Here is an 18,092-nt window from a genome sequence, read left to right as displayed (position 1 = left end):
CCGCCGTCACTCGAACAGCGCGTTGACCCGCGCGTTGTAGGCCGCGAAGTCCGCGCCGTCGATCCGCCGCATCCAGCACTGGTCGAAGGCCGGCTGCATGATCGACATGATCGCGGCGGAGTTCTCCACCAGCGGGTACCGGCCGGTCTCGCCCTCGGCCACCCGGTCCGTGAACGGGGTGACGTCTAGGCCCCGCTCTGCATAGGCCGCGATCGCGGTCTCCGTGCCCACGTCGGTCGCGGGGAAGAACGGGGCGCGCTCGCCGATGATCCGCTGCGCCTCGTCGGAGGCGAGGAAGGCGATCAGCCGCGCCGCCTCCTCCTTGTTCTCCGACTGCGCGGCGATCGAGTCGCCCAGGCCGTTGAACATCGACATCGGGGTGCCGATCGGCCCCGTCGGCAGCGGAGCGATCCCGAGGTCGACGCCCTCGAGGTTCGACCAGGTCGTGATCATCCACGACCCGGCCAGGCCCAGCGCCGCCTTCCCGGACTGCACCTGGGTCTGGACGGGGCTGGAGTCGCCGAACATGCCGAAGGGCGGGAAGAAGCCCTTGTCCACGAGCCCGAAGAACCAGTCGATCGTCGCCGCGAAGCGGTCGTCGTCGTAGTGGAAGGTCGTGCCCCAGGTGTCGGCGTCGGTGAAGGTCCAGCCGGTCGAGAAGGCGAAGGCCGACCAGGTGGACTGGCCGACGTAGTCGATGCCGGCGTCGGCGCCCATGCCGTAGCGCGCGATCCGCATCGGGTCGAATCCCTCCTCGTCGCCGCGCACGCCGTTCTCGTCGATCGTGAGCCGGGCGAGCAGGCGCTCGAAGGAGCCGCCGTCCTCGGGGTTCCAGTCCAGGCTTGCGAGGTCGTCCTCGGTCAGCCCCTCCTTCTCGAGCATTCCCTTGTCGTACATCACCGCGATGGTGTCGTAGTCCTTCGGGATGCCGTAGCGCTTCCCGTCCTGGCCGGTCCACAGCTCCTGCAGGCCGTCCTGGAAGCGGTCGGCGGTGACGTCGACCAGCGGTGCGAGATCGTCCAGCGGTGCGATCACGCCGAGGCTGACGAACTCCGGGAATCGCGCCAGGTGGTCGGCGAAGGCGTCGGGGCCGGCACCGGCGACGAAGCCCGCGGTGAGCTTCGTCCAGTAGTCGTCCCAGCCGAGCTGGGTGATCCGTACGAAGACGTCGGGGTTCTCGGCCATGAACGCATCGATCGCGGCGGAGTAGGCGGGCAGCTGGTTCGCGTCCCACAGCCAGTAGTCGATCTCGGTGGCGCCGGGCGGGGCGGCGCTCGTCCCGCAGGAGCTGAGCGCGACGGTGCCCGCGGCGCCTGCGGCGAGCGCCGCCGTGCCCGTGAGGAGCCGGCGACGGCTCAGCCCTCGCGGAGGGGTGCCGGCGGGGGAGTCGGAGGGCGGGAGGGGAAGGCGGTTCTGTGTCATCTCGGGCACCTCACTTGATCCCGCTGAAGCCGATGGAGTTCACGATCTTCTTCGCGAACAGGGCGAAGAGGATCAGCATGGGCGCGGCCGCGACGAGGGTCGCCGCCATCAGCCCGGACCAGTCCGGGCCCGTGCCCGGGGCCTGGGCGCGGAAGACGCCGAGCGCGACGGTGAGCACGCGGGACTGGTCGGTGTAGGAGACCATCAGTGACCAGAAGTACTCGTTCCAGGCCGTCATGTAGGTCAGCAGCGCCAGCGTCGCCAGCGGCGCCGAGGAGATCGGCAGGATGAGCGTGAAGAACACCCTCGCCTTGCTCGCCCCGTCGATCAGCGCGGCCTCCTCGACCTCGCGCGAGATGTTGTTGAAGAACTGGCGCAGGAAGAAGATCGCGAAGCTCGAGATGAACAGGGTGGGGAGCATGATCCCCAGCAGCGTGTCCACCAGGCCCAGGTTCTTGATCAGGATGAAGTTGGGCAGCAGGGTGAAGATCTGCGGGATCATCAGCGAGCCCAGGAAGATCAGGAACACGGTGTCCCGGCCGCGCCAGCGCAGGCGCGAGAAGGCGTAGGCGGCCATCGCGCAGGAGAAGGTCTGGACCACGGTGATCGTGGTCGCGACGATCACCGAGTTCAGCAGGTAGCGCCAGAAGGTGATCGAGGCGCCGGAGCCGCCCTGCGAGATCGCGGTCTCGACGTCCTGCAGGCCGAAGACGCGCTCGAAGCCGCCCGTGTTCAGGCCGACGGGCAGGAGGCTGCCCGGGTCGGTGGCCAGGGCGTTGTTGCTGGACAGCGCCGTGCGCAGCATCCAGTAGAAGGGGAACAGGGTGATCAGCAGGAAGATCACCATCACGGCCCAGGCCGCGATCCTCCCCCAGGGGATGCTGCGGCGGTGCCGGGGCGCGGGGCGGTCGGCGTCGGTGCGCGGCGCGCTGTCGGGCCGCTGCGTGGTCGTGGTCATCGCGCTGTCCTCTCAGTCCAGGTCCGACTGGCCGGCACGGCTCATCCAGTACTGGGCGAAGGTGATCACCATGAGGATCACCAGCAGCGCGACGGACAGCGCCGAGGCGTAGCCGAACTCGTACTGGGCGAAGGCGTTCTCGTAGATGTACATCTGCAGCACCTTGGAGGCGTCGGCGGGACCGCCCTGGGTGGTGACCGAGATGGTGTCGAAGACCTGGAAGGAGCCGATGATCGTCATGATCAGCACCAGCGCCAGGATCGGGCGCAGCAGCGGCAGGGTGATGCGGCGGAACATCGCGATCTCCCCGGCGCCCTCGGTGCGTGCGGCCTCGTAGAGGTGGGCGGGGATCGACTGCAGGCCCGCGAAGAGCAGCAGCGCCGTGTAGCCCATGTGCCGCCACACGTTCACCAGCGCGACCGTCGGGATCACCCAGGTCTCGCTCGCCCAGAAGGCGATCGGGTCGAAGCCGATCCACTGCAGGAGCATGTTGAAGATGCCCAGCTGGGTGTCCAGGATCCACAGGAACACGATCGCGGCGACCACGTTCGAGACCAGATAGGGCGCCAGCACCAGCGAGCGCAGCACGGTGGACTGGGTCAGGCGCTGCATGAGCACCGCGATGACGAGCGCGACGAGCGTCTGCACGCCGATGTTGATGAGGACGTACAGCAAGGTCACCCGCAACGAGGTCCAGAAGATCGGATCAGCCAGCAGCTGCCGGTAGTTGTCCAGCCCCACCCACTCGGGCGGGGTGAGGGTCGTGTACTCCGTGAGGGAGTAGTACAGGCCGGTCAGCAGCGGCCAGACGAGGAACACCAGCAGGCCGACCGAGGCGGGCGCGATGAACAGCAGCGCGAGCTTCGTGTCGTCCTTCCGGCGGCGCCTCGTCGGGGCCGACCGCGTCGACGTCGTCGCGGTGGACATGGGTGCCTTCTTCCGTGGTGGTGGGGGACGGGTCAGCGGGACGCGCCGGCGGCGCTCTCGCGGGTCAGGGACAGCAGCAGGCCCTGCTCGGGGTCGAGCAGGGGAGCGGCGAGGCCGGCGACGGCCAGCGCCGCGCCGGGCAGCACCGCCCCGTCCGCCTCGAGCACGCGGGCGAGCCAGGACGGGGGCGTGAGATGCGAGGGCGGGCCGCTGGGCAGCAGGGCGCGCACCCGGTAGGCGGCGGCGGGATCCAGGCCCGGCAGCACCAGGCGCGGGTGCTGGGCGGTGTCGGCCCGGCCGACGGCGCTCAGCGCGAACAGCGCCTCGCCCTGATCGGGGGAGACCACGCCCTGCAGCCACAGGGGGCTCTCGCCGCGGTCGGCGCGCACGAGATCGCCCGTGAACAGCAGCTCGCGGCGCTCCTTGTAGAGCGTGATCCAGGCGGTGAGCTCGGCGAGCTCCTCCTCGCTCGCGGCGGCGAGGTCCCACTCGATGCCGAGGTGGCCGATCAGCGCCGAGTGGGCGCGGAAGCCGAGGGTGTGCAGGCGCCCGGTGGTGTGGGAGCGGCCGGAGGCGATGTGGCTGCCCATGAGCTCCAGCGGGATCAGCTGCGAGGTCCAGCGGTGCATCTGCTGGCGTTCGAGCGGGTCGATGCAGTCCGAGACCCACACCCGGTCGGTGTGCTCGAGCACGCCGAGGTCCACACGCGCACCGCCCGAGGCGCAGGCCTCGATCTCCAGGCCCGGGTGGGCCGTGCGCAGCTCGTCCATGAGGCGGTAGGCGGCGCGGGTCTGGTCGTGCACGGCGGCCCGGCCCGTGGCGCGGGTCGCGGACTCCAGCAGGTCCCGGTTCTGGTCCCACTTGATGTAGCCGATCTCGTGGGCGCCGAGCAGGGCGAGCATCTGGTCGCGCACGTGCGCGTACGCCGCGGGGATCGACAGGTTCAGCACCTGCTGGTTCCGCGAGCGCAGCGGCATCCGCTCGGGCGAGGGCGCCATGATCCACTCGGGATGCGCGCGGGCGACGTCGGAGTCCTCGCTCACCATCTCCGGCTCGAACCAGATCCCGAACTCCATGCCGAGCGCCCGCACGTGGTCGATCAGCGGGCCGAGCCCGTCCGGCCACGCCTCGGGAGAGACGACCCAGTCGCCGAGGCCGGAGGTGTCGTCCCGGCGGGAGCCGAACCACCCGTCGTCCAGGACGAAGCGCTCGACGCCGAGCGCGGCGGCGCGGTCGGCGAGGTCGGTGAGCCGCTCCAGGTCGTGGTCGAAGTAGACCGCCTCCCACACGTTCAGGGTGACGGGGCGGCGGGCGTCGACGTGATGGGGGCGCGAGCGGAGGTGGCGGTGGAAGCGGGCGGCGACCTGGTCGAGGCCGTCGCCGTAGGAGGCGTACAGCCACGGGCTCTCGTACGTCCCGCCCTGCTCGAGGGCGACCTCGCCGGGCAGCAGCAGCTCGCCGCCGCCGAGCAGGCGCTGGTCGGAGCTCGTGCGCTCGGCGAGGTGGCGGTGATTGCCGGAGAAGGCGGTGTGCACCGCCCACACCTCGCCCTCGCGGAAGCCGAATCCGGGCCGGCCGGCGTGGAGCAGATGGGCGGAGTCCGCTCCGGTGCGGCCGCGTCGGTTCTCCCGCAGATGGGTGCCGACGGTGAAGGCGCGACGCTGCGGGGTGCGCTCCTTCGTCCAGCGACCCGCGAAGTCCAGCAGCTCGTCGGCCGTGGCGGGGACGGGGAGGGAGAGGGTGAGCTCGTCGAGGCGGTAGGGGCCGGTGCCGGTGTTCGTCAGGCGGGTGCGCAGGCGCAGCAGGCCCGTGGGCAGCAGATCGAGCTCGAGCAGGACCGCGAGGCCCTCCTCCGGGTCCTCGAGGTCGATCTCGACGTGCGCCGCACCGGTCTCGGCGTGCGCGCCCGTCAGCGGCGTCCCGTCGATCCGCAGGCCGCGGGTGATCAGGCGCGGGGTCCAGCCGGAGCCGTCCGGGCGGGAGCCGGCCAGCCCCGGGCGCCCGAGCCAGCCGTCGGAGACCTGGGGGAGGAGGCCGACGCGCACCGGGACGTCCACGAGGTTCTGCGGGACCGGCGGGGTCGTCGCCTCGCACAGCGCATCCATGCCCTCTGGCCCGAGGGCGCCGAGAGCACGGCCCCAGTGCGCGATCGCGGGGACGCGCCCGTCGGTGACGTCCAGCAGCACGGAGACCCCGCTCGCGGCGAGGTGGACGCGGTGAGCGGCCCCGGGGCGGGGCACGGTCACGTCGCGGTCGGGTGCGGCGGGCTGCGGGGACATCGACGACCTCCGGTCTGCGGCTCTGTGTGCTGTCGCGGACGGTCGCCGAGCGGCGGCGCGACAGCGCGACGGATTAACTATAACCATGAAAGTAATGTCCGTCGAGAGGTCGCCCACCGCCCCGGTCCGACAGGGTCGGGCGTGTCTCGCGGTGCTGCTGGTGCTCTGGGGCCTGGACCTCCCCGTCGGTCCGGGCAACGGCATCCGCCTGGGGTGAGCGGCGCCGGCGGGCGGGGCGGTGCGAGACGGCTCGGCGTCGCCGCGCCTGCGGCGATACCCTGTCGCCCACCCCAGAGAAGGCCAGGAGCCCCGCATGATCTTCACCCAGTCCTCCAAGCTGCGCGACGTCTGCTACGAGATCCGCGGGCCGGTCCCCGCAGAGGCCGCCCGCATGGAGGCCGAGGGCCACAAGATCCTCAAGCTCAACATCGGCAATCCCGCCCCCTTCGGCTTCGAGGCGCCCGACGAGATCCTCGTGGACATGATCCGGACCCTGCCCACCGCGCAGGGGTACTCGGACTCCAAGGGCATCGTCTCCGCCCGTCGCGCGGTCGCGCAGTACTACCAGACCAAGGGCATGCCCGGCATGGGGCTGGACGACATCTACCTCGGCAACGGCGTCTCCGAGCTGATCCAGATGACCTGCCAGGCCCTCGTAGACGACGGCGACGAGGTGCTCGTCCCCGCCCCGGACTACCCGCTGTGGACCGCCTCGATCGCGCTCGCGGGCGGACGCGCCGTCCACTACCGCTGCGACGAGGAGCAGCAGTGGTGGCCCGACGTCTCCGACATCGCCGACAAGGTCACCCCGCGCACCAAGGCGATCGTGGTCATCAACCCCAACAACCCCACCGGCGCTGTCTATCCCGAGCACGTGCTGCGGGAGATCGTCGAGGTCGCCCGCAAGCACGGGCTGATGATCCTGGCCGACGAGATCTACGACAAGATCCTCTACGACGACGCGGTCCACACCCACATCGCGAAGCTCGCCCCGGACCTGCTGACCATCACCTTCAACGGGCTGTCCAAGGCATACCGGGTGGCGGGCTTCCGCGCCGGCTGGATGGCGCTGTACGGGCCGAAGGAGCATGCGGCCAGCTTCATCGAGGGCCTCGACGTGCTCTCGAACATGCGCCTGTGCCCGAACGTCCCCGCCCAGCACGTGGTCGCCACGGCGCTGGGCGGCTACCAGAGCGTGAACGAGCTGCTGCTGCCCGGCGGCCGCCTGCGCGAGCAGCGGGACGTCGCCTACGAGGGCCTCAGCGCGATCGACGGAGTGAGCGTCGTGAAAGCCTCGGGGGCGCTGTACATGTTCCCGCGCATCGACCGCGAGATGTACCGCCTCGAGGATGACGAGCAGTTCGCCTACGACCTGCTGCGCTCGAAGAAACTGCTGGTCAACCACGGCACCGGCTTCAACTACCCCGAGCCCGACCACCTGCGCCTGGTGACCCTCCCGCAGGCCGACGTGCTCGCCGACGCCGTGGACCGCATCGCCGACCACCTCGCCTCGATCCGCCGCTGAGGGCGCCCGGGCGCCCCGCGGACGGGGAGGGTCAGAGCAGCAGGCCGATCGCCGTCGCGAGCACGGCCAGCAGCGGGAGCGCGCCCTGCTTCACGGCGGCGGCGCGGTGCGCCGGGGAGCTCAGCAGCAGCACGGTCGCGGCGGCGAGCATCGACCCGGTCCCGGCCAGCAGCAGGGTCGCCCCCACGATCGTCGTGCCCACGAGGACGAGCACCGCGCCGAGCGCCGCGAGCACGGCGAGGAACAGGTTGTAGAAGCCCTGGTTGAAAGCCAGCTCGCGGGTTGCGGCGACCTCGTGCGGACTCTGCTCGCCGAACACCTTCTGCGCCTGCGTCCCGCCCCATGCGAGTGACTCCAGACGGAAGATGACCACGTGGAGAGCGGCCGCGGCGAGGGCCAGGATCGAGCCGAGGGTGAGCATCGCGACCTCCGAGCTCGATTGGAATGATCGTTCCACTATAGTGGGTCGTGCCCGGCGCCGACAGTCCGGGTGAGGAACGACGACGAGCAGGCAGCGAGCAGGAGGGGTCATGGGACGACAGTCCGCCTTCGTGCGGGAGGACACCGTGCGCTCCGCCCGCGACGTGTTCTGGAGCGAAGGGTACGAGGGCGCCTCCATGGTGAGCCTCCAGCGGGCCACCGGACTGAACGCCAGCAGCATCTACCATGCCTTCGGCTCCAAGCGCGGTCTGTTCGACGCCGCGATCGCGGACTACCTCGAGCGTGTCGTCCGCCCCGGGCTCGCCCCGCTTTGCGCGCCCGAGGTCGCCCCCGATGCTCTCGAGCGCTACTTCCTCGCGGCCCGCGCGCTGTTCGCGGACCCGTCCGGCCGCACCCTCTCCGACGGATGCCTGCTGGTGAACACCGCCTGCTCCGGGCTCGCCCGGGACGACGGGATCGCCGAGGCCGTGCGCGCCTATCGCGCCGAGCTGCTCGCCGCCTTCACCCGCGGCGTGCAGGCCCGACGCCCCGACCAGTCGCCGCAGGAGCGCGCGCAGCTCGTCGAGACCTGCGTCGCGCTGCTGATCAGCGCGCTGGTCATGACCCGGGTGGACCGGGATGCGGCCACCGCCGCGATCGACTCCGCCCTCACCGCACTCCAGAACCAGGAGCAAGGACACCCATGAAGCCCCTCTACACCACCGAAGCCCTGGCCACCGGCGGCGGCCGCGACGGCCACGTCGATGTCGCCGAGTCGGATCTCGCCTTCGACCTCGCCGTCCCGACCGCCATGGGCGGCACCGGCGCCGGCGCCAACCCCGAGCAGCTCTTCGCCGCCGGGTACTCCGCCTGCTTCCACTCCGCCCTGCAGGCCGTCGCCCGGCAGCAGAAGGTCGCGATCGACGGCTCGAGCGTCGGCGCCCGCGTCACCATCGGCTCCGAGGAGTCCGGCGGCTTCTCGCTCGCCGTCGAGCTCGAGGTGGTCATCCCGGAGCTCGACCACGACACCGCCCAGGCGCTGGCCGACGCCGCGCACCAGGTGTGCCCGTACTCGAACGCCACCCGGGGCAACATCCCGGTAGTCGTCACCGTCACCGACGACTGACCGCCCCGCGTCCTGCCGGCAGGCGTCGGGCAGGTGCGAGGAGCCCCGGCGGGATCGATCCCGCCGGGGCTCCTCGTGCTGCGGCATGCTGCTCACGGGCGCAGCAGCACCTTGCCCTGTCGGCCGTCGGTCAGCGTGGCCGCCACGGCGGCGGCGACCTCCTCCAGCGGGAAGGTGGCCGCGACCGGCAGGGTGACCTCGCCGGAGAGCAGGCCGGAGAAGATCTCGCCGATGAGCCGGCGACGCACCTCCGGCGCCATCTCCGCCGAGACCCGGGAGCCCCAGAAGCCCTCGACCTTCAGATCGCGGAAGATGATCGGGCCCGAGGGGAGCGCCATGGTCGAGTCGCCCATCGCCCCGAAGACCACCAGGCGACCGCCGTCCCCGAGCAGCGAGAGCACCTGGCCCGCCGCCTCGCCGCCCACGGAGTCCAGCCCCGCTGCGACGCGCGCCTCTCCGATCAGCGCACGCGCCTGCTCCTGCCAGTCCTCCCGATCGGTGGCGACGACGTCCCCGATGCCCTGCGCGGCGAGCTCCTCGACACCGCTGCCGCGCCGCACCAGGCTGATGACGCGGATCCCGCGCAGCCGAGCGAACTGCGCGACGAGGCGGCCGACGGCCCCGGTCGCGGCGTTCTGCACGAGCACCTCGCCGGGAGCGAGGTCGAGGTGCTCGAGCAGGGAGACGGCGCTGAAGGGCATGGCCAGGAGCTGGGCGGCGGACTCGTCCGGCAGCTCGGCCGGCACCGGGACCAGCGAGGAGGCGGGGGCGGTGAACAGCTCCGCCCAGGCTCCGGTGATCCCGGTCGCCGCGACACGGTCGCCGACGGCGTAGCCCTCGCCGCCCTCGCCGAGCGCCTCCACCACCGCGACGGCCTCGCTGCCGGCGCCGGAGGGCAGCGCGGGGCGGACGCCGTAGGAGCCGCGGATCGTCCACAGGTCGTGGTGGTGGATCGGGCTCAGCGACATCCTCAGCAGCGCCTCGCCGGCGGCCGGAACAGGGGCATCGGCCTCGGCGGTGCGCAGGACGTCGGCGGGATCGCCGAAGCGGTCGTAGGTGATGGTGAGCATGGGATCGCCTCTCGATTGTGGAACAATCATTCCACTATAGCGGCGGGGTGCCTGCCTGCACCGTGCGCGGGCCGCGCTGTTCCGGGTCTCACAGCCGCGGCCGCGAGGGCGCCGGGGGATGCAGAAGGGCCGGGGGACGGGACCGGTGCTCCGGTCCGACCCCCGGCCCTGCGGCGGGGTGCCTGCTGCTCGTGCGCGGCTCAGGCGTGCGTGGGCTGCGGTGCGCCCTCGCGGGAGACGCGCACCATCTCCTCGCGCTCGACGACCTTGATGCGGGCACGGGGCTCGCCGTCGGCGTCCACCGCGGCGGCGCCGAGGCTCTTCTCGTGCTCGTCCAGCGCCATCCAGCCGTCCCAGGTCGTGTACTGCACGCCCCGGTCCTCGAGCAGGCGCAGGATCGCGTCGTCCTCCCGCTCGGGGGCGGGGGAGAGGCGACCTGCCTCGATGTCCTCGAGCAGGCAGGTGATGGTCTCGATCGCGTCGGACTTCGTCGCGCCGATCAGGCCGACGGGGCCGCGCTTGATCCAGCCGTTGGTGTAGGCGCCGGGGATGACGGAGCCGTCGGCCTCGGTGACGCGGCCGGCCTGGTTGAGGATGACGCCGCGACGGGCGTCGTAGGGCACGCCCGGCAGCTCGGAGCCGTGGTAGCCGACGGCCCGGTAGACGGCGCCGAGGTCGTAGTCGACCATCTCGCCGGTGCCCACGAGCTCGCCGTCCTCGTCCAGGCGGGTCCGCTCGAAGCGCATGCCGGTCACCCGGCCGTCCTCGCCGAGCACCTCGACGGGGCGGTGCCAGAAGTGTATGTGGAGGCGGCGCTGGACCGGCCCGCCCTCGCGGTCCGTCGGCTCCTCGCCGGCGGCCTCGCGGCGCTGCTGCTCCTCGAGCCAGCCGACGAAGGTCTGCACGACCTGGTCGGTGCGCTTGTCGGCCTTGATGGCCTCCCACTGCGCCTCGGTGATCTGCTCGAGATCGCGGGGATCCATGACGACCTGGAGGCCCTTGGGATGGGCGAGCTCGCGCGCCTCGAGCGGCGAGAACTTCGTCTGCGCGGGGCCGCGGCGGCCGAAGACGTGCACGTCCGTCGTGCGTGCGGCCTGCAGGCCCTCATGCACGTTCGCCGGGATCTCGGTGCGCAGCAGCTCGTCGGCGCTCTTGGAGAGCACGCGGGCGACGTCGAGGGCGACGTTGCCGTTGCCGATCACGGCCACGGACTCCGCGTCGAGCTCCCAGGTGCGGGGGTAGTCGGGATTCCCGTCGTACCAGGCCACGAAGTCGGCCGCGCCGTGGGAGCCCTCGAGTTCGATGCCGGGGATCCGGAGGTCCGCGTCCTTGAGCGCGCCGGTCGCGTAGATCACCGCGTCGTAGTGGGTGCGGAGGTCCTCGGCGGTGAGGTCGGTGCCGAACTCGACGTCGCCGAGGAAGCGGATGTCACCGCGGCCGAGGATCCGGTGCAGGGCGGTGATGATGCCCTTGATGCGCGGATGATCGGGGGCGACGCCGTAGCGGATCAGGCCGAACGGGGCGGGGAAGCGGTCGAACAGGTCGATGCTGACCTCGAGCTCGCCGCTCTTGACCGGGGCGGAGCGCAGCAGGGTCTCTGCGGCGTACACACCGGCGGGGCCGGAGCCGATGACGGCCAGGCGGAAGGGCTGCTGGGAGGAGGACATCACACCTCGGTCTCGTGGCGCCGTGGCGCCGGGTCGCAATGATTTCCGCACCACTCTATACGCGGAATTCGTCATCACCCCGGTCACTGTGAGCCGCTCGACGCCACGACCGGCGGCTCTCAATCCTTCGCGAGGTCCTCTGCGCCGCGGCGGTGGATCGACCAGAAGTACGCACCGACCAGCACCGCGCCGCCGACGATGTTGCCCAGCAGCACGGGGATGAGGTTGTCCCAGATCGCAGCGCCGACCGTGATCGAGGAGTAGCCCCCGAGCGACTTCCCGGCCTCGGTCAGCGCCTCGCCCTCCCAGAAGCCGGCGCCGGCGCCGTACTTGATCAGCAGGCCCATGGGGAGCATGAACATGTTCGCGACCGAGTGCTCGAAGCCGGTGGCGACGAACAGCGCGACGGGGCCGGCGACGGCGAGGATCTTGTCGGCGACGGTCTTGCCGGCCGTCGCCGCCCACACGGCCAGGCACACGGCGAAGTTCGCGAGCACGCCGAGGAAGAAGGCCTGGTGCCAGTCGTGGGAGACCTTCGCCTGGGTGGTGTCCAGCACCACCATTCCCCAGGCGGAGCCGTTGGTGGCGTGGGTGCCGGCGAGGAGGACCAGCAGCGCGACCGTGACCGAGCCGATCAGGTTGCCGCCCGCGGAGACGCCCCAGTGGCGCAGCATCTGCCCGGTCGTGATCCGGCGGGACAGGCGCGGCATGGAGGTCATCGTGGTGCCGGTGAACAGGTCGGAGCCGCTGATCACCACGAGGCCCAGGCCGACGGAGAAGACGACGCCGCCGATCAGCTTCGCGATCCCGACCGGCCACTCGCCCATGCCCTGCTGCGAGGTCACCATGAACACGAAGCCGAGCGCGATGAAGGCGCCGCCGCTGAGGGACGCGAGGAACATCTTCCCCAGCGGCGCCGTCGCCTTCGCGAACATCGCGTCCTCGAGTGCCTTGGTGAGGGGCTTCGGAGCGGTCGCGGCGGTGGACGGTGCGGGCGCCGGCGCGGCGGCCGCGCGGGGTTCGGGAGCTGGGGAGGTCATCGGAGGAGGTCCTTCGCTGGAGACGGGTCGGGGGCCGTCCCCGCGCTGCGAGGGGACGGAGGTCTGGTGGTCGGCCGCCGTGCCGCGCGGTGCGGCACGAGGGGAGCCGGGCGGGTTCCCCTGCGGTGACCAGGGGTCAGGGTACGCCCGGTCCGTCGCGGGGGAGGGGACCTTCGTCAGTCGGCGGACTCGGTGCCCGCCGTCTCGGGCACGACGCCGACGGCGACCCTCAGGGTGCTGCTGGCCCCGGGCGGGCCGACGACGATCCCTTTCAGCGGCGGCACGTCGGCGTAGTCCCGGCCCCAGGCCGTGGTGACGAAGCGCTGGTCCACGAAGGTGCGGTTGGTGGGGTCGATGTCGACCCATCCCGTGCCGGGCACGAGCACGCTCAGCCAGGCGTGCGAGGCGGCCGAGCCGATCATCTCCCCGGCCGGCTCGGTGCCCAGCGCCCCGCCGGCCGACGGGGCGGTGCGCAGGTAGCCGGAGACGTACCGGGCGGCGAGCCCCGCCTCCCGCACCGCGGCGACTCCCACATGGGAGAAGTCCTGGCAGACGCCGTGCCGAGCCCCCAGCACCTCCTCGAGGGTGGAGGTGACGGTGGTGGCCGCGGAGTCGTAGGTGAACTCGGTGTGGATCAGCGCCGTCAGCTCCGCGAGGCACTCGCCGACGGCGCGTCCCGGCCGGAACACCTCGGCGCTGATCTCCCGGGCGGCGGTCCCGCCCGGGACCCGCGGGGAGGGGTGGACGAAGTCGAGGCTCGCCCCGGGCATCGGCGCGCCCCAGTGCTCGGGGGTGCACTGCTCCCAGGGGCGGGACATCGGCTCGAGCCCGTAGCGGCGCTCGGCGACGGAGACCCGGGCGTGGGAGTGCACGTCGAGCTGCTCGTGCGGGGCGTCGACCAGGAGGTAGGTCGAGGAGTTCCCGTAGAAGTCGGTGTGCGCGGTGAGGCGGGCGGGTGCCGGATCGACGACCACCTCGTGCGAGAGCACGCGCTGGTGCGGGGTGGCGCGCGGCTCGACGTGGGCGCGGCCGTAGTTGCGGGTGACCGGCTTCGCGTAGCGGTAGGAGGTGAGGTGGTGGACCCGGTAGTGCACCGGGTCCAGGGCGGGGGCGTCCTCCTGGCGCAGCGGGATCAGCGGCCGCGCGCCGTGAGGGGTCGCGCCGTCCTGTCCGGGCCGGGCGTCGGGTGCGTTCTCAGACATCGTCGACCCCCCATCGCGAGGTGGATTCCGAGGCGCGGAAGAAGCGGTCCTCGAGGGCGGTGGCGAGGGTGCGCAGGGACTCCGTCGCCGCGTCGATCTCCGCCAGCAGCGCGGTGGGCGCGTCCTCACCGGCGGGCGCGCCCGGCAGCGGGCGCAGCAGCTCGTGCGGCTCCCAGGCGGCGAGGCGGGTGCGCAGCGCCGACATCGGTGCGCGCAGCTCGGGGGAGGGCGCGGTCTCGGGCAGCCGGTCCAGGGCCTGGCCGAGGCGGTCCAGCTGGAAGGCGAGCGAGCGCGGCAGCGTGGTGTCGCTGAGCAGCAGCTCGACCAGCAGCTCCGGCTGCACGGCGGCGTGGAAGGAGCGGCGGTAGGAGGCGCCGGACTCGGTGATCAGTGCGACCGCGTTCGCGATCCGCTCCTCCGCGGCGCGGCCGCGGCGATGGCCGAGGGCCGCGCGCAGCAGCGCCAGCAGGCTCATCGTCCGCTCGATCTTGCGGCCGATCTCGGTGAGGTCCCAGCCGAGGTCGCGGGGCATCGCGTCGGCGACCGCGCCGGAGAGGGTCAGGCAGCCGTCGACGATGTCGGTGAGCCACTGCTCCAGCGGGCGCGGGTCCACGCTCCCGCCGCGCACCTGGAGCCGCATCCGCGTGATCACCGGCCACACGTCATCGGAGATGAGGTCGCGCAGGGTGCGGGTGGTGTGGGCGAGCGAGGCGGCGGACTGCGCAAGGGAGCCGGGTCTGCCGACGTCCCCCAGGAGGCTCTCGATCTCCAGCCGCACCGCTTCGCCGTCGCGCAGGTCCAGGTCGAGGAAGCCGGGATAGGTGGTGGTCACCTCGGTCACCGCCCGCAGCAGCACCGTGCGGGCGGTGCGGGCGCTGCGGCTGTGCTCGGCGTCGAGGTCGTTGGAGGTGTCCAGCACGGTGCGCAGCAGGCGGGCGGTGGAGTCGACGCGCTCGAGATAGCGGCCGAACCAGAACAGGTCCGAGCCGACCGAGCGGGTCATCGTGGGGTAGGCGGAGACGCTCGCGCGCCGCGACGCCGGCTCCGTGGCCGGACGGCCGGTCGGCTCCTCGTCGGGGACCGCGGACGTGTCAGGGACGGCGACCCACACGTCCTTGAGCGCCTCGGGGCCCTCGTCGGCCGTGCGCGCGATCCCGCCGGGCAGCACCTCGAAGCCGTCCTCGGTCCCCATCACCAGCAGGCTCAGCGTCACGGGCCGTCCCGTGAGCTCCTCGCCGCCCGACGGGTCCAGGGAGGGCCACAGCGCAGGGGCGGCGTCCGCGGGTGCGGGCCGCAGCTGCAGGTCCTCGTGCAGCATCTGCCGGCACAGGTCGGGCAGCGCCGCGCGCAGGGTCGGGTTCTCGAGCAGGCCCGCGCCCAGCGGGTTCAGGATCTCCACGTCGCCGCAGCGCGCCGCCTCGACCAGGCCCGTCACCCCGCCCAGCGGCGTCGGCCCGAGGTCCAGGGGGTCCAGCAGCGGCGAGGGTACCAGCCGCAGCACCGCGTCGACCGGCTCGCCCGGGGCGGAGGCGAGGCCCGACAGGCGCAGGGTCACGGCGCCAGCACCGGCGCGCAGGTCCCCGACCGACACCGTCGGCGCGCCCAGCAGGTTCGCCAGCCAGCTGTGGTCGAAGGCGGCCAGTGGCTCCTCCGCGTCCTCGAGGAGCACGACGGGGCGCCCGGCGCGCCCCTCGGCCCGGGTGCGCTGATGGAAGGACGTGCGCAGCGTGTCGAAGAAGGGGTGGAGACGGCGCATCTCCGTGTTGCGGTACAGCGACGGCGCGCTGCGGGAGAGCACCCGCCGCAGCTCCAGGGTGAGGCCCGCGCCGCGGGGGACGTCCACCGCGTCCTCGTGCACCACCCAGGCGCCCTCGGCGGTGCGGGAGACGGTGGTGCTGACGGCGAAGAGGTGATGGGCGCCGCGGGCGGGGATCCCCACCGCCGGGCGCAGGTAGGCGAGATCCGCGAGCAGCTCGGCCGCCGGTGCGACCTCGGTGTCGAGCACGGTGCGCGGTCCGTACAGGTCCGCGTACAGGGCGTCCAGCAGCCGCACCCGCTGCACGAGCCCCGCCGACAGCTCCGCCCAGGACTCCGCGTCCAGCACGACGGGCACCGGGTCGAGGGCGGGGGACGGGGCGGAGACGTCTGCCGCGAACATCGTCGCGGCGCTCGCCGCCGCCCGCCGTCGACCCGTGGGGCCGAGGGCGGTGAGCTCCTCGGCCAGGGCCTGCGGATGCGTGATGGTCACCTGGACATCGTAGACACGCCGCCCGGACGTGCGGTGACGGCGGGGCCGAGCGGTCGGCCCCGCCGGGTCGCCGCGGGCACGCTCAGGAGGCGGCGACCACCGGCGCGCCCTCGGAGGGCTGGACGACGACGAAGCCCGGGCCGTGGAAGCCCAGCTGGAAGGACTCCCCGGAGCCGCGGCCGATCAGCGAGCCCATCTTGAAGTCGTTCTTGATCTGCGGCTGGAGGTTCGCGGACCAGCACACCGCGGCCTGCGGATCCACGAAGGTGGGCTGCTGGGAGCAGTCCAGCAGCATCGGCGGCCCGTCGGAGGTGACCGCGACCATCCCCTGCCCCTGCAGGAACAGGTTGAACAGGCCGCCGGCCATGAAGCCCGCCCCGCCCAGCGAGCGGATGTCCCACTGGATCGAGGAGTCGAAGGCGAGCATGTTGCGGGTGTTGAGGGTCAGCGCGTCGCCCTCCAGCTGGAGCAGGAAGACCTCGTTGTTCTGGCGGGCGAAGAAGATCTCGCCCTGGCCGCGGGTGCGCATCATGTTCCCGCCCTCGCCGGTGGCCATCTTCTTCAGCAGCTTCATGCCGCCGCCGGAGCCCTGGTAGGAGAAGTCCATCTGCCCCTGGTAGGCGACCATCGCGCCCGCGGCGGAGATGATCTCCGGGGCCTGCGGGTTCAGCGCGCACCGCAGCATCTTGGAGGACTGCAGCGCCCATCGGTCGTCGGTCTGGCGCTCCTGGTTGGAGGCGTCGAACAGGTTCGAGCGCATGGCCCCTCATCTCGTCGGTCGACCGGCATCGGTCGATGGATTCCCTGCGACGCCCACCGCGCCGCGGTGGGATCGTCTCACGTCCGGTGCCGCGTGGGGACCCTGTGGGGGTGCGGTGAAGCCGCCGCTCGCCTGTGCAGGGCCTCGTAGCATGGGACCCATGTCCGACTCGCGCACGCCCCGACGACCTCCGGCCGCCAGCGATCCGCGGCTGGAGGCGCTCGCCGAGGACTCCGGCTACGAGGTGCTGAGGCGGATCGGCGCGGGCGGGATGGGCATCGTCTATCGCGCGCACGACGCCGACGGGAACGACGTCGCGATCAAGATGCTGCGCCACGAGATCGCCGACGACCCCCGTGCGAGGGAGCGGCTGGCCCGCGAGGTCGCCGCCCAGCAGCGGGTGCGCAACGACAACATCGTGCGGATCCTGGACGCGGAGCTGGAGTCCTCCGACGCCTTCGTGGTCACCGAGTTCGTGCCCGGGCCGACGCTCGAGGACGCGGTGCGCGCGCACGGCGGCCTGCACCCAGAGGCGGTGCGCGAGGTGGGCCTGGTGCTGGGGGAGACGCTGCGGGTCATCCACGAGGCGGGCGTGATCCACCGCGATCTCAAGCCCAGCAACGTGCTGCTGCGCGGCGCGACCGAGGGGGACCTCTCGGGCTTCGACCCCGACGGGGACGGCCTGGACCCCGTGATCATCGACTTCGGCATCGCGATCGCCGCGGAGGAGTCGCGGCTGACCTCGACCGGCCTGGTGATGGGCACAGCCGCCTATCTCGACCCGGAGGTGGTGCGCACCGACCGCACCGTCGAGGCGGGGGACTGGTGGTCCTGGGCGGCGATGCTCGCCTTCGCCGCGACCGGGCGGGAGCCCTTCGGCACCGGACGGGCGGACCTCGTGTTCCTGCGCGCGGAGCGCGGGGAGATCGACATCGACGGCGTGCCCACCGAGCTCGGCGACTGGCTGCGCTCGGCCCTGTGCGCCGACCCCGCCGAGCGCGCGACGCCCGAGGAGCTGCTGGCGCGCCTCGCCGAGCTCGACCTGGACCGCTACGACGACCCCGGCGACACCGAGGCGTTCGAGGCCGGTCCGCGCACCGCGGTGCTGCCCGTCCTCGGGGCGGACGGAGCCCCCTCGGCCGGCGCCGCGACCCCGACGGACGAGGTGGAGGGGAAGGGCGCCGAGGGCGCGACCGAGGCCCTGCCGGCCGGCGACGCCGCGACCGAGGCGCTGCCCCGCGTCGCGGACGCGGGCGAGCAGCCCACGGAGACCCTGCCCCGCTATGCGACCCCGGACGATCCGCCCACCGAGGTGATCCCGGTGACGGGCACGCCCACCCGGGCGCTGCCCGTGGTGCCGCCGTCGGCCGGGCCCGTCGGAGCGGCGGGCCCGTACGGCGCCGCGCCGCAGGACGCCTCGCCCTACGGCGCGGCCGCGTCGCCAGATC

Annotated in this window: 16 protein-coding genes; 5 read left to right on the top strand and 11 right to left on the bottom strand. The window is 72.5% G+C overall.

Features of this window, described 5'->3' with window-relative positions; translation table 11 throughout:
- Positions 1–6: 6 nt before the first annotated feature.
- From L3K22_RS01200 to L3K22_RS01185, 4 genes are read right to left on the bottom strand one after another with little or no spacing between them, the layout of a single operon-like run.
- Positions 7–1,422 carry an ABC transporter substrate-binding protein gene (locus L3K22_RS01200; protein ID WP_263309778.1) on the bottom strand — a complete coding sequence of 472 codons (1,416 nt, stop codon included), beginning with the start codon at positions 1,420–1,422 and terminating at the stop codon, positions 7–9.
- Between the two features lie 10 nt (positions 1,423–1,432).
- Positions 1,433–2,380, bottom strand: coding sequence for a carbohydrate ABC transporter permease (locus tag L3K22_RS01195; RefSeq protein ID WP_053918071.1), 948 nt, complete (start codon positions 2,378–2,380; stop codon positions 1,433–1,435).
- 12 nt (positions 2,381–2,392) lie between these two features.
- Positions 2,393–3,307, bottom strand: a complete 915-nt coding sequence (locus L3K22_RS01190; protein WP_263309777.1) for a carbohydrate ABC transporter permease — start codon at positions 3,305–3,307, stop codon at positions 2,393–2,395.
- Positions 3,308–3,339: 32 nt separating this feature from the next.
- Positions 3,340–5,586, bottom strand: a complete 2,247-nt coding sequence (locus L3K22_RS01185; protein ID WP_263309776.1) for an alpha-galactosidase — start codon at positions 5,584–5,586, stop codon at positions 3,340–3,342.
- Positions 5,587–5,680: 94 nt separating this feature from the next.
- Between L3K22_RS01185 and L3K22_RS01180 the strand changes: the two genes are divergently transcribed.
- Positions 5,681–5,803, top strand: a complete 123-nt coding sequence (locus tag L3K22_RS01180) for a hypothetical protein (RefSeq protein ID WP_263309775.1) — start codon at positions 5,681–5,683, stop codon at positions 5,801–5,803.
- A 96-nt stretch (positions 5,804–5,899) separates the two neighbouring features.
- Positions 5,900–7,111: a pyridoxal phosphate-dependent aminotransferase gene (locus L3K22_RS01175; protein WP_010550077.1), complete on the top strand. Its 1,212-nt coding sequence runs from the start codon at positions 5,900–5,902 to the stop codon at positions 7,109–7,111.
- A 31-nt stretch (positions 7,112–7,142) separates the two neighbouring features.
- Here the strand turns inward: L3K22_RS01175 and L3K22_RS01170 are convergent, their stop codons facing one another.
- The gene (locus L3K22_RS01170) at positions 7,143–7,532 is read right to left on the bottom strand and encodes a DUF1304 domain-containing protein (protein WP_263309774.1); all 390 of its coding nucleotides are present in this window, start codon (positions 7,530–7,532) and stop codon (positions 7,143–7,145) included.
- A gap of 109 nt (positions 7,533–7,641) precedes the next feature.
- On the opposite strand from L3K22_RS01170, the gene L3K22_RS01165 reads away from it, so the two are divergent.
- Positions 7,642–8,238 carry a TetR/AcrR family transcriptional regulator gene (locus L3K22_RS01165; protein WP_263309773.1) on the top strand — a complete coding sequence of 199 codons (597 nt, stop codon included), beginning with the start codon at positions 7,642–7,644 and terminating at the stop codon, positions 8,236–8,238.
- Complete coding sequence (locus L3K22_RS01160; RefSeq protein WP_010550080.1) at positions 8,235–8,657, top strand: organic hydroperoxide resistance protein; 423 nt, start codon at positions 8,235–8,237, stop codon at positions 8,655–8,657. The genes L3K22_RS01165 and L3K22_RS01160 overlap by 4 nt, the downstream gene beginning before the upstream one ends.
- A 92-nt stretch (positions 8,658–8,749) precedes the next feature.
- On the opposite strand, the gene L3K22_RS01155 is transcribed toward L3K22_RS01160, so the two are convergent.
- The 6 genes from L3K22_RS01155 to L3K22_RS01130 all read right to left on the bottom strand — a co-directional run bounded on the left by L3K22_RS01155 (position 8,750) and on the right by L3K22_RS01130 (position 16,644).
- The gene (locus L3K22_RS01155) at positions 8,750–9,727 is read right to left on the bottom strand and encodes a zinc-binding dehydrogenase (protein WP_263309772.1); all 978 of its coding nucleotides are present in this window, start codon (positions 9,725–9,727) and stop codon (positions 8,750–8,752) included.
- 200 nt (positions 9,728–9,927) lie between these two features.
- A complete protein-coding gene (locus L3K22_RS01150; RefSeq protein WP_263309771.1) occupies positions 9,928–11,394 on the bottom strand; it encodes an FAD-dependent oxidoreductase in 1,467 nt (488 codons plus the stop codon).
- Positions 11,395–11,513: 119 nt separating this feature from the next.
- Entirely contained in the window at positions 11,514–12,434 is a 921-nt protein-coding gene (locus L3K22_RS01145) for a formate transporter FocA (protein ID WP_263309770.1), read from the bottom strand.
- A gap of 176 nt (positions 12,435–12,610) precedes the next feature.
- A complete protein-coding gene (locus L3K22_RS01140; protein ID WP_263309769.1) occupies positions 12,611–13,636 on the bottom strand; it encodes a transglutaminase family protein in 1,026 nt (341 codons plus the stop codon).
- Entirely contained in the window at positions 13,629–15,884 is a 2,256-nt protein-coding gene (locus L3K22_RS01135; protein ID WP_263309768.1) for a circularly permuted type 2 ATP-grasp protein, read from the bottom strand. The genes L3K22_RS01140 and L3K22_RS01135 overlap by 8 nt, the downstream gene beginning before the upstream one ends.
- Positions 15,885–15,966: 82 nt before the next feature.
- A complete protein-coding gene (locus L3K22_RS01130) occupies positions 15,967–16,644 on the bottom strand; it encodes an AIM24 family protein (protein ID WP_263309767.1) in 678 nt (225 codons plus the stop codon).
- A 160-nt stretch (positions 16,645–16,804) separates the two neighbouring features.
- Between L3K22_RS01130 and L3K22_RS01125 the strand changes: the two genes are divergently transcribed.
- Positions 16,805–18,092, top strand: a 1,288-nt coding sequence (locus tag L3K22_RS01125; protein ID WP_263309766.1) for a serine/threonine-protein kinase, incomplete at its 3' end; no start/stop codon positions are given.

It is taken from the genome of Brachybacterium atlanticum, assembly GCF_025669985.1.
In the GTDB taxonomy this organism is placed as follows: domain Bacteria; phylum Actinomycetota; class Actinomycetes; order Actinomycetales; family Dermabacteraceae; genus Brachybacterium; species Brachybacterium conglomeratum.
The sequence above is the reverse complement of the archived record's forward strand: the minus strand, read 5'-3'. Positions and strand labels throughout refer to the sequence as shown.

What these genes read in the sequence shown, in the direction of transcription:
- L3K22_RS01185 (WP_263309776.1), bottom strand. Translation starts at nt 5,586, where the DNA reads ATGTCCCCGCAGCCCGCCGCACCCGACCGCGACGTGACCGTGCCCCGC.
- L3K22_RS01140 (WP_263309769.1), bottom strand. Translation starts at nt 13,636, where the DNA reads ATGTCTGAGAACGCACCCGACGCCCGGCCCGGACAGGACGGCGCGACC.
- L3K22_RS01170 (WP_263309774.1), bottom strand. Translation starts at nt 7,532, where the DNA reads ATGCTCACCCTCGGCTCGATCCTGGCCCTCGCCGCGGCCGCTCTCCAC.
- L3K22_RS01195 (WP_053918071.1), bottom strand. Translation starts at nt 2,380, where the DNA reads ATGACCACGACCACGCAGCGGCCCGACAGCGCGCCGCGCACCGACGCC.
- L3K22_RS01130 (WP_263309767.1), bottom strand. Translation starts at nt 16,644, where the DNA reads ATGCGCTCGAACCTGTTCGACGCCTCCAACCAGGAGCGCCAGACCGAC.
- L3K22_RS01155 (WP_263309772.1), bottom strand. Translation starts at nt 9,727, where the DNA reads ATGCTCACCATCACCTACGACCGCTTCGGCGATCCCGCCGACGTCCTG.
- L3K22_RS01180 (WP_263309775.1), top strand. Translation starts at nt 5,681, where the DNA reads ATGTCCGTCGAGAGGTCGCCCACCGCCCCGGTCCGACAGGGTCGGGCG.
- L3K22_RS01175 (WP_010550077.1), top strand. Translation starts at nt 5,900, where the DNA reads ATGATCTTCACCCAGTCCTCCAAGCTGCGCGACGTCTGCTACGAGATC.
- L3K22_RS01145 (WP_263309770.1), bottom strand. Translation starts at nt 12,434, where the DNA reads ATGACCTCCCCAGCTCCCGAACCCCGCGCGGCCGCCGCGCCGGCGCCC.
- L3K22_RS01150 (WP_263309771.1), bottom strand. Translation starts at nt 11,394, where the DNA reads ATGTCCTCCTCCCAGCAGCCCTTCCGCCTGGCCGTCATCGGCTCCGGC.
- L3K22_RS01200 (WP_263309778.1), bottom strand. Translation starts at nt 1,422, where the DNA reads ATGACACAGAACCGCCTTCCCCTCCCGCCCTCCGACTCCCCCGCCGGC.
- L3K22_RS01160 (WP_010550080.1), top strand. Translation starts at nt 8,235, where the DNA reads ATGAAGCCCCTCTACACCACCGAAGCCCTGGCCACCGGCGGCGGCCGC.
- L3K22_RS01190 (WP_263309777.1), bottom strand. Translation starts at nt 3,307, where the DNA reads ATGTCCACCGCGACGACGTCGACGCGGTCGGCCCCGACGAGGCGCCGC.
- L3K22_RS01165 (WP_263309773.1), top strand. Translation starts at nt 7,642, where the DNA reads ATGGGACGACAGTCCGCCTTCGTGCGGGAGGACACCGTGCGCTCCGCC.